This window comes from Priestia aryabhattai (assembly GCF_023715685.1).
Taxonomy (GTDB): domain Bacteria; phylum Bacillota; class Bacilli; order Bacillales; family Bacillaceae_H; genus Priestia; species Priestia aryabhattai_B.
On record NZ_JAMBOQ010000003.1, the window covers coordinates 1,064,146 to 1,075,173 of the forward strand.

Here is an 11,028-nt window from a genome sequence, read left to right on the forward strand (position 1 = left end):
AATGTTATGAATTTATTTAAGTAGTTCCATCTTCTAAAAGCTTAACAGGCAGATATGTTTCAAGTTCTATATTGGTGAATTCGCCTTCGATCTCTTTAGATAAAATGTCAATTGCTACCTTCGCAATAGATTCAATAGGTTGTTGTATGGTCGTTAATTCTGGTAGTATAGCCTTTACTGTTTCTGTTCCATCGTAACCAATCACTTTTAATTGAGTGGGTATATCTTTTCCTCTTTTTCTAGCTTCTGTTATGACAGCAGCCGCAATTAAATCATCACTCGCAAAAATACCATCTACTTCCGGATGTTCATCAAAAAGCTTAGCAACTACCTCTTGGCGGCTCTTTTGAGGAGAGACTTCATATGTAACTGGCAATTTTCCATATCCCTTCATTACGTCTTCATATGCTTTTCTTCTTAAATTTGCTGGTGTTTCCAGATCGAGGGGGCCATTAATATGAATAATATTTTCACACTGTTTCTTTATTAACAATTCTGTAGCTTTTTTCCCCCCATCATAATTATCGGATCCTACAACAGGAATTTTTTCAGATAGATAATGATCAATTGCTACAATAGGTAAATTTTGTTTATGATAATCTAGGACTCCTCGGTTGTATGTTACAACAATGACCCCATCTACCTGGTTTCGTATAAGCATTTCTAAGTATTTTTCCTCTTTATCCATACGGTTTAAACTGTTACAAAGCAACAATTTATAACCTAGTGAAGTACAAACACTTTCAATATGAAAGGCAAGTTCACCGAAAAACGGGTTACTTGAATTGGGTATAATTAACCCTATTAAATTTGTTTTTTTATGAAATAAGGAACGTGCTAAATCGTTTGGAAAATAATTAATTTCCTCCATCGCTTTATAAACTTTATCCTTTGTTTTTTCACTTATGTAACCTCGATTATTTAAGACACGTGAAACTGTTGTTGATGAAACTCCTGCAACTTTTGCTACATCGTGGATATTAGGTTTCATTCTATTTCCTCCTATCCTACTAAATACCACTTTTTAATATTATATTAGGATTTTTTCTCTTTATTATTTAAATAAGCTTCTATATTTTTTAGTCACATAATGAATTTTTTATTTAGGTTAGGAAAATAGCTTATTAAACATTAGATAAATACTTTATAACAATTAAAATTAATTCCTCCTTTGATAGCTTTACAATTTCCTGATTAATAAAAATTCCATATTGTGAAATAGTTTATTGTGAGGAATGTTTTAATTAATTAAAGTTTATTTGTTACGGACTTATTGTAGAAAATATCTCTAACATGTGCAAGAATTAGGAATTAATTACTATTAGCTTATATCGAACCAACATTAACTTTTATTATGAACGATATATTGATAATACATATATTCTAATATATTATACCTCCGTTTTAAGGATAGGAGCGAAAAGTTTGATATTTCAAAAAAAACATGTCAACCGATTGACATATGTAAACGGTTGACATAAAATACTCCTTGAAAGCGCTTTTATATATTTGTTGTGAATAAGGAGAAATAAGGGGGACTGGAACGTATGAAAAAATGGTTTTTAGTAGGTATATCTTTATTACTAATTCTTGCTGTAGCAGGTTGTAGTAAGGATAAAAGCGTAAGTAGTGACGGCAAACAAATGATTACAATGTGGGTACACGTATCAGATGATAGTGAAGAAGGTAAGGTGTATAAAAAACGAGTGGACGCTTTTAACAAGAAGTATGCATCTAAAAATGTTAAAGCTAAAATTGACTTTATTCCACGTAGTGGGAACGGCGGAGGGTATGAAGATAAAGTAAACGCAGCGCTGACAACTGATACGTTACCAGATGTTATTACATTGGATGGTCCAAATACAGCTGCTTATGCAAAATCTGGCATCATTGCTCCACTAGATGATTATGTGAAAGATCAAGATGATTTACTACCGAGTATCAAGCAACAAGGAACATACAAAGACAAATTGTATGCGATTGGTGCTAGTGAATCATCCGTCGGAATTTACTACAATAAAAAAATGCTACAAGAGGCAGGCGTTAATTTAAATACGTTACCGACAGTTGATAATCCTTGGACATGGGATCAATTCATTGCCCTTTGTAAAACATTGAAAGAAAAATATAATAAACCGGCTATTGATATGCAATTACAATCAAAAGATGAAATGTTAACGTATGCACTAACACCATTTGTATGGTCTGCAGGCGGAGAAATTCTCTCAAAAGATGGTACTAAAGCAGAAGGTGTGTTTAATAAAAAGCCTAGTGTTGAAGCCATGACTTTTATTCAAACGATGTTAAAAGAAGGCTACACAACGCGTACTCCAGTCAAACAAGCTTTTGAAACAGAAAAGTACCCAATGAAGTTTAGTGGTGTATGGACAGTAACGGATATGGAAACAAATTTTCAAAAAGTTGATTATGGTGTTATGCCTTATCCAGTATCACCAAAGACAAAGAAACTGGTTTCACCTTCAGGAAGTTGGCAGTTTGCAATGACACAGAAATCCGAAAATAAAGAATGGTCTGCTAAATTAGTAGATTGGATGACAAATAAAGATTCGAATTTAGAATTAAGTCGTACAATTGCAGCATTGCCAGTTCGTTACTCTTCCGAGAAAGTACTTACAAAAGAATTTTCTGATCAAATGAATGTGTTCATGAAGCAATTAAAGAAATCAGGGCACGCACGTCCTGTAACACCAGCGTATCCACAAGTAACACGTGCTTTCCAACAAACAATTGATGATATTAGCTTCTATGACCAAAACAAAAATATCAAAAAAGTCTTAGATACACGTGCTACAGAAATGCAGGCAGCTATCGATAAGGCAAATCGATAAAAGCAGCTACAAGGAGGCATTATGATTAAAATTGGATTAAAAGGAAATAAGACTGTTTACGCTTTTCCAAGAACAAAAAAAGGAACCAAAAATAAAATTCAGTGGAAAGAAAATGTAGTAGCTTATACATTTTTGGGACCAGCACTATTACTTTTACTGCTGTTCCTCATTATTCCAGCTATTATGTCCGTCTATTATGCATTTACAGACTATTACCTGCTAACACCTGATATTCGTAAATTTGTCGGATTAGACAACTTCATCAATTTGTTCAAGGATCCTATTTTCTTGAAAAGCTTGGCGAATACACTGAAATTTGTCGTTTGGGTAATTCCTTTACAGATAGGGGCAGCTCTTGGGCTGGCCCTGCTGTTGAACAAACAACGTAAAGCTAACACATTTTTTAAAGTAGCTTACTTTAGCCCTGTGGTAATGTCGCTTGTGGTTATCTCCGTTCTGTGGTTATATCTGTTAAACCCAAATGAAGGAATTATCAATAATGTACTGACGTACTTTGGCATTTCAGCTCAACCTTTCTTAACGAGTCCTAAACAGGCAATGTTTACAATTGTTTTCGTTTCGGCTTGGCAAGGAGCTGGCTTTCAAATGTTAATTTTTCTAGCAGGCTTGCAAAATATACCTGGAGACGTATATGAAGCTGCACAGCTAGACGGAATGAATAAATGGCAACGATTTGTTTATATTACGTTACCATTATTAAAACCAACTTCTATTTTTATTTTTATTACGACATTAATTGGTGCATTTAAACTATTAGTCCAACCAATGGTTATGACACAAGGGGGGCCAGTAAACTCTACGATGACAGTTGTATATTACATTTATCAAACTGGCTTTACGGATCGAATGGTTGGTTATGCTAGTTCGATTGCTCTTCTATTTGGAACAATTATTGGATTAGTTACGCTAGTGCAACGGAAATTAGTGAAGGAGGAAGATGACTAATGAGACGGAAATTCGGGCCTTTAACAATCCTAGAATACATTTGTTTAGTTTTGCTGGCAGTATTATTTATATTCCCATTGTTTTGGATGATCGCATCCTCAATGAAACCTGAAGCAGAAGTTTATAATAATATGAACAGTATCAAGGCTTTCCTACCTTCCTTTCATCCGTCGGATTGGTTTATATCCTATAAGCAAGTTCTGTCACGCTTTCATTTACTTGGTTATATAATAAACAGCTTGTTTTATGGTTTATGCGTAGCAGCAGGTTCTGTCATTATCAATGGGATGGCAGGTTATGCATTCGCTAAATTGAATTTTAATGGAAAAAGAGTTCTATTTGGTCTTTTATTGGCTCTTTTAATCGTACCACTGGAAACAATCTTAATCTCACAATTTACTATAGTTCACAAACTAGGGTTAGTAGACACTCGTCTTGCTGTAATCCTGCCAGCCTTAGCAGGGGCATTCAATATCTATTTATTCCGAAACTTTTTTATGGCTATTCCAGCAGAGATTATTGAATCAGCCAAATTGGATGGAGCAAATACGTGGCAAATATTCTTGAGAATTATGCTACCCATGTCTAAACCGGCTGTTGCTACAGTTGGAACTTTAGCCTTTATCGGAAGTTGGAATGATTATATTTGGCCTTTAATGGTTTTAACGGACAAGTCAAAATTTCCGATTCAAGTAGCAATTACAGCTATCAATAGTACGGAGCCAGTTTACACGAATCAAGTTATGGCTGTTTTAACAATATCCACCATTCCATTAATTCTTATCTATATAGTGGCTCAGCGTTATATTTTAGAAGGGATTGGTGGTTCAGGAACAGGTATTAAATAAGAAAAAAATTAGGTTATTGTTGCGAAAACACTACCTATGTATGGGTAATTTTTAAACTCAATGTCAACCGGTTGACATAAAAATATTGACTTGTGAAACCGGTTGACATAAAATGAATCTGAAAGTGCTTTCAGTTTTTGTTTCAAAGATTCTATATATCTAGTTAAAGGAGCAACAAACATGAAAAGTTCAAGAGTTCTCTATTGGAAGTTAAGTGCTTATTTTTTCTTTTTCTTTTTTACTTGGTCTTCTAGCGCCTCTTTATTTCCTATTTGGTTAAAGCAAGAATTAAATTTAAGTGGATCAGCCACAGGTTTAATTTTCTCTGTAAACGCTATCTTCGCATTGTGTATACAGCCTGTATATGGCTATATCTCCGACAAGATAGGCCTAAAGAAAAATATATTATCTTTTATTAGTCTACTGCTTGTATTTGTAGGACCATTTTATATTTACATATATGGACCACTATTAAAATATAATGTGATTTTAGGTGCGGCTGTGGGAGCTATTTATTTAGGAGTTGGTATTTCTGCAGGTATTGGTGCCATTGAAACTTATGTTGAAAAAATTAGCCGTAAATACGATTTCGAGTACGGAAAGTCTAGAATGTGGGGTTCCTTAGGCTGGGCTTCAGCTACTTTTTTCGCAGGTCAGCTGTTTAATATCAATCCTAATATCAACTTTTGGGTGGCATCTATTTCAGCAATTATCTTAGTTGCAATTATTTTATCAGTGAAAATAGAAGTCACAAACTATGAATTAGAAAAAGCTGAATCCGTTAAATTAAAAGATGTTGGACAACTTTTTCTCTTAAAGAAGTTTTGGTTTTTGATGATGTATGTGATTGGAGTAACGTGTGTATATAGCGTGTACGATCAGCAATTTCCAATTTATTACACATCTTTATTCGCTACTGAAGCTACGGGGAATCAAGTATTTGGATATTTAAGTTCTTTTCAAGTATTTTTAGAGGCTGGAATGATGTTTATTGCACCTTTTATTGTAAATAAAATTGGAGCCAAAAACGGACTATTATTAGCCGGTCTTCTAATGGCACTTCGTATTATTGGGTCAGGGCTTGTAGTGGGGCCGGTTGGTATTTCCTCAATGAAATTAATACATGCATTAGAATTACCAATTATGTTGATTGCTATTTTTAAATATTTTGCAGCTAACTTCGATACACGACTATCTTCCGTTTTATATTTAGTTGGATTTCAGGCTGCCTCTCAAATAGGTGCATCTCTGTTATCACCTTTTGCAGGTAAATTATACGATATGATAGGGTTTCGTCATACCTACCTTATTCTAGGAACAATGGTCCTTTGTTTTACTATTATTTCAATGTTCACCTTATTAAGTTCTAATAAAAGTAAGGGTTTAGAAGGAAATATAAAGGACATAAAACAAGTTATATAAGGAGATGTTAGAATGTTCACAACAAACAAACTTCAACAAGCGCAGGAAGCATCAGATAATGCAAAAGGAAAAGTTAATGAACGATATCGTTTAGGTTATCATATCATGGCACCCGCCAACTGGATCAATGATCCAAATGGGTTGGTACAATATAAAGGAGAATACCACGTATTTTATCAACATCACCCTTACGATGAAAACTGGGGTCCAATGCACTGGGGACATGTAAAAAGTAAAGATCTTGTTCATTGGGAACACTTGCCTATTGCTCTTGCACCTGGAGATACTTGTGATACAGACGGATGTTTTTCTGGAAGTGCGGTAGATAACGATGGTGAATTAACGTTGATCTATACAGGTCATCACTATATAGACAAAGAAAAAGATCTATTTTATCAAAATCAAAATCTTGCTGTTAGTACCGATGGTGTCACATTTCATAAGATTGCAGAAAATCCAGTAATTCCTGAACCACCTACGAATAGTAGTCATCATTTCCGTGACCCTAAAGTATGGAAACACAAAGATAGTTGGTATATGGTAGTAGGAAATTCGACTAAGGAGAATGTAGGCAGAGTAATTTTATACTGTTCTCCAGATTTACGTAAGTGGTCATACATTGGTGTATTGGCACAAGGAAACGAAAAACTCGGATTTATGTGGGAATGTCCAGATTTCTTTGAATTAGAAGGAAAATACGTTCTCATGATTTCTCCACAAGGTATTAAAAAGGATGGGAATTTATACAATAACCTATTCCAGACGGGATATTTAATTGGAGATTACAATTACGAAACAAACGAGTTTATACACGGATCATTTAATGAGTTAGACAATGGACATGATTTTTATGCAGTTCAAACGTTATTAGATGAAAAAGGGCGTCGAATTGCTATTGGTTGGATGGATATGTGGGAGTCAGATATGCCAACAAAAGAAGATGGATGGTGTGGAGCACTTACATTACCACGTGAAGTTACCTTAGGAGAGAATGATAAAGTTCTAATGAATCCTGTGGAAGAATTAAAATTATTGCGTGAGATTGAACATAATATACTTGCCAATGTGATCTCTAATAGTTATTTAATAGAAACAAACGAAGATTTACTTGAAATAAAAGCTGTGTTTGACTTAACCAATTGTAACGCTCAGTCGGTTGGGATAAGAATTCGTGGAATTAACCAGGAAGAGACTGTATTAACGTATCACTTAGACAAACAAACACTAAAACTCGATTGTTCTAAGTCTGGTAAAGTTGAAGACGGTGTAAGAAATACCATTCTTAGAGCAAATCAAGAGCTTTCCTTACGCATATTTATTGATCGATCCTCTATTGAAGTATTTGCAAATGAGGGACAAGCAACTATGACAAGTCGTATTTATCCAACTGAAGATAGATTAGGCATTGAAGTATTTGCAGATGTTGAAGATGTAAAGATTAAGGAATTAACATATTGGAAGTTAAAAGATATCTGGAAATAAATTATGAATGAACAAGTGTACAAACACTTGTTCATTGTTTTGGGGTGAAGATGTTGAAAAGAGTTTTTTGTATTGGTGAAACATTAATTGATTTTATTCCTGTTCAAAAAGAAAAGTCTTTAAAAGAAGTTAATAGTTTTGAACGTGTGGCTGGGGGAGCTCCTATGAACGTTGCAATTGCGATTGCAAAATACGGAGGGAATTCTGTTATGCTAACCAAAATAGCTAATGATAGTTTTGGTGATTATTTAGTAGACGTGCTTAAAGGGAATGGAGTAGATACTTCCTACATTATTCGATGTAACGAAGGAGAGACCGGTTTGGCATTCGTATCTGTAGATAAGTTGGGAGATAGAGACTTTAGTTTTTACAGAAAGAATTCAGCTGATTTATTACTTTTACCAAACGAGGTGAAAGTAGATTGGTTTAATAAGGGAGACCTTCTTCATTTTTGTTCAGTAGATTTAGTCGAAAGTCCAATGAAACAAACCCATATAAAAGTAATAGATAGTTTTCAAAAAATGGATGGGATTGTCAGTTTTGACCCAAATGTTCGTCTTCCCTTATGGCCTAATAAAGAAAGTTGTCGTCGAACAATTTTAGACTTTTTACCTTTAGCAGATATTGTGAAAGTATCGGATGAAGAACTATTTTTTATAACTAATATTAAGGAAGAAAGAGAAGCTATTAACTCTCTTTTTGTTGGTAACGTAAAAGTGGTAGTTTATACAAAAGGAAAAGGTGGAGCTATTATTTATTTAGAAAATGGAGAACAATTTGAGGATAAAGGATTTAAAGTAACTGTTTCAGATACAACCGGAGCAGGTGATGCATTTATAGGTGGTTTTTTATCTGAATTGCTTTCAATTGATATATCAAGTGACAATCTATGTGAAAAAATTAGTGAACATCATCAACAATTGCTTACCTTTGCTAATGCAAGTGGTGCGCTCACTGCTTCAGTGAAAGGAGCGATTCAGGCCGCACCTGGGAAACAACATATAATGAATTTTATTGCTATTCAAAGAAGTAAATTAGTTTAATAAAATATTTAACTATAATTAAGAATTTGTAGAAAAATTTATAATACAAGTAAGAATTAAAAGAAGGGATCTAAATGATGAAAACTGAAAAAGAGAAGATGTTAGGTGGAGAAATGTATAATCCTGCAGATACTCAATTAGTAAAAGATCGAGAAAATGCGAGGAGGCAAGTTAGAATATATAATGAGACTTTGGAGACTGAAGGTAACAAACGTACTAAACTATTAAAAGAATTATTTGGTTACACTGGGGAAAACGTATATATGGAACCAAATATCAGAGTTGACTATGGCTATAATATATATGTTGGCGAAAACTTTTTTGCAAACTTTGATTGTGTCATCCTAGACGTTTGTAAAGTGAGGTTTGGAGATAATTGTTTACTTGGTCCTGGTGTACATATCTATACAGCAACTCATCCAATTGACCCAAATGAACGGAATTCAGGACAGGAATACGCAAAACCAATTATTTTTGGAGATAATGTATGGATTGGTGGAAGTTCAGTGATAAATCCAGGAGTGATGATAGGAGACAATGTTGTTATTGCATCTGGCTCAGTAGTGACTAAAGACATACCTAGCAATGTAGTGGTGGGAGGGAATCCAGCGAAAATCATTAAGAAATTGGAAACTAAGGTTATAAGAAAATTTCGCTGAATTTTGGTAACATCACTCTAAATGAAATTTGAATTTCTAACTTATTAGTTAATTGGTGATTAAATTGAATATATGGATGGGGAAAATTAGAGATTATAATCATTTGGGTCATTATCAAGGGACCTATCAAGCAATTATAGAGAAACAAGATAAGATGTTTTATAAAATGACATTATTGTTTAATCCTGCATATACGCTAAAAAATCAAGATAGAAATAATCATTTAAAAGATAAAATATTGTACAGTTCAAGTGTAGAGGTACTTAAAAGAACATTCAGAAATAAAATTCCTCTTTTAAAGAAACAAACAAAAGTAGTATGGATAAAAAGAGGGTTAAATCTTTAATTTTTCAAGTGAAAGATCATGATGACAAGAAATCTTGTCTGTAAAGCTAGTTTTATTGGTTCAGGTGTAAACCAAACTATGATTATGCATTTTAAGTAAATACAGAGTAAAATAACTTAGAAGGGCATATCCTATGATATGTCCTTTTAGTATGGTTAATTTTCATCTTTTTTTCACTATTAAATGATAAATTAATTGCTAATCATGCTGTAAAGCATTTTTTCATAGATAGTCCCCTTTCCAAGCTTACCTAAAAAGGTGAGCTTTTTTCTTATAAGCTGCATTTTATTTACATAATGTCTCTTCCGGTACACAATTCAAAAAAAAATCCTTCGTAGGCAAGAGTTCCAGATAAGGTGAGTTTTCTTCTTTATGCAGCTATTTTCTTTATACATCCTTGATCTGACGGAGTTCTCTCCATGTGTGGGTAAAGAAAAAATGTATAAAAAGCGCACCTTTTGTACGTATGTTCGTATGGAAAAATATATTGCATATAGGAAAATATGTTATTATGTATCTACACATGCATTTTGTAGTAAAAAGCCACCTGTCCTGCAAATACTGGGTGGCTTTTTATTTTGTATATATTAAAAATAGATAATTAATCATTTATATTAATTTCTTCTAATTTATTTAATAACTGGTCTACAAATTGACTAATCAAAATCGTATGATCGCTAGTAAACCCTTCTTCTAACCATATTTCAATCATAAGTTCCCTCGCTGCTTCTATATCTACAAGTAGAGCCTTTCTTAACATACTGTTGTATCTGTATCTTTGCAATTATGTACTCACCTATTTCCCTAAGTTGTTAAGTCTTCATTTAACAATAACTGGATTTTTTCCATATAATAATAATTCTTCTTGTAAGATCCAATTGAGAGAGTAGAATAACGGTTTTAGGGTTTGAATGGTTAAGTTTTTATACTTAATACATTTTTTAATTCATGAATTTATGGAAAGTAATGGAGTTTGTAAAAGTATACCTTTACGGACTTTTGTTTTATATAAGAAATCTAGCATTTTTACCGTTCGTTTATGTTGAAAAATAAATTATGAACGTCCTCTAAAAACCATACATTTTTACGAACGATTTTAGTAGACTAATAGGAAAAGAAACGTAAAAGGAGTATAGAAATGGGAAAACTTTAGAGTTTTTATTGAATAAAGAACCTTTGTTCTTATATAATGTAGAGAACAAACGTTCTTTATTTGAGGAGTTTTTTCAATGGATGATGGGCAGCTACCAAACAGAGTCATTATATGTATCGATATGAAGTCGTTTTTTGGTGCGAGACGTTAATCTCAAAAGTTAGGCTAATAACCTAACGGGGAGGGATTGATCTCAATGGAATCTGAATTTAGATTACAAGAGATACAACTTTTTCAGTGACAGAAGGAATGATTGGGTA

The 11,028-nt window shown here is 33.4% G+C and carries 10 protein-coding genes; 8 read left to right on the forward strand and 2 right to left on the reverse strand.

Annotated features, from left to right (window positions below):
* Positions 1 to 16 precede the first annotated feature (16 nt).
* Positions 17 to 991 (reverse strand): LacI family DNA-binding transcriptional regulator, encoded by a 975-nt coding sequence (locus tag M3225_RS18560; RefSeq protein WP_251396052.1) that lies wholly within the window; start codon positions 989 to 991, stop codon positions 17 to 19.
* A gap of 556 nt (positions 992 to 1,547) precedes the next feature.
* Between M3225_RS18560 and M3225_RS18565 the strand changes: the two genes are divergently transcribed.
* The 8 genes from M3225_RS18565 (at position 1,548) to M3225_RS18600 (ending at position 9,615) form a co-directional block, all read left to right on the forward strand.
* Positions 1,548 to 2,849 (forward strand): ABC transporter substrate-binding protein, encoded by a 1,302-nt coding sequence (locus M3225_RS18565; RefSeq protein WP_251396054.1) that lies wholly within the window; start codon positions 1,548 to 1,550, stop codon positions 2,847 to 2,849.
* 21 nt (positions 2,850 to 2,870) lie between these two features.
* Positions 2,871 to 3,815, forward strand: coding sequence for a carbohydrate ABC transporter permease (locus M3225_RS18570; protein ID WP_251396056.1), 945 nt, complete (start codon positions 2,871 to 2,873; stop codon positions 3,813 to 3,815).
* Between the two features lie 131 nt (positions 3,816 to 3,946).
* Positions 3,947 to 4,663 (forward strand): carbohydrate ABC transporter permease, encoded by a 717-nt coding sequence (locus tag M3225_RS18575; protein WP_251396058.1) that lies wholly within the window; start codon positions 3,947 to 3,949, stop codon positions 4,661 to 4,663.
* 180 nt (positions 4,664 to 4,843) lie between these two features.
* Positions 4,844 to 6,085 (forward strand): MFS transporter, encoded by a 1,242-nt coding sequence (locus M3225_RS18580; protein ID WP_251396060.1) that lies wholly within the window; start codon positions 4,844 to 4,846, stop codon positions 6,083 to 6,085.
* A gap of 12 nt (positions 6,086 to 6,097) precedes the next feature.
* A complete protein-coding gene (locus M3225_RS18585) occupies positions 6,098 to 7,567 on the forward strand; it encodes a glycoside hydrolase family 32 protein (RefSeq protein WP_251396062.1) in 1,470 nt (489 codons plus the stop codon).
* Positions 7,568 to 7,620: 53 nt separating this feature from the next.
* Complete coding sequence (locus M3225_RS18590; RefSeq protein ID WP_251396064.1) at positions 7,621 to 8,610, forward strand: carbohydrate kinase family protein; 990 nt, start codon at positions 7,621 to 7,623, stop codon at positions 8,608 to 8,610.
* A 77-nt stretch (positions 8,611 to 8,687) separates the two neighbouring features.
* A complete protein-coding gene (locus tag M3225_RS18595; RefSeq protein WP_251396147.1) occupies positions 8,688 to 9,269 on the forward strand; it encodes a sugar O-acetyltransferase in 582 nt (193 codons plus the stop codon).
* Between the two features lie 64 nt (positions 9,270 to 9,333).
* A complete protein-coding gene (locus M3225_RS18600) occupies positions 9,334 to 9,615 on the forward strand; it encodes a hypothetical protein (RefSeq protein ID WP_251396066.1) in 282 nt (93 codons plus the stop codon).
* A 601-nt stretch (positions 9,616 to 10,216) separates the two neighbouring features.
* On the opposite strand, the gene M3225_RS18605 is transcribed toward M3225_RS18600, so the two are convergent.
* Positions 10,217 to 10,399 carry an aspartyl-phosphate phosphatase Spo0E family protein gene (locus tag M3225_RS18605; RefSeq protein ID WP_251396068.1) on the reverse strand — a complete coding sequence of 61 codons (183 nt, stop codon included), beginning with the start codon at positions 10,397 to 10,399 and terminating at the stop codon, positions 10,217 to 10,219.
* Positions 10,400 to 11,028 lie beyond the last annotated feature (629 nt).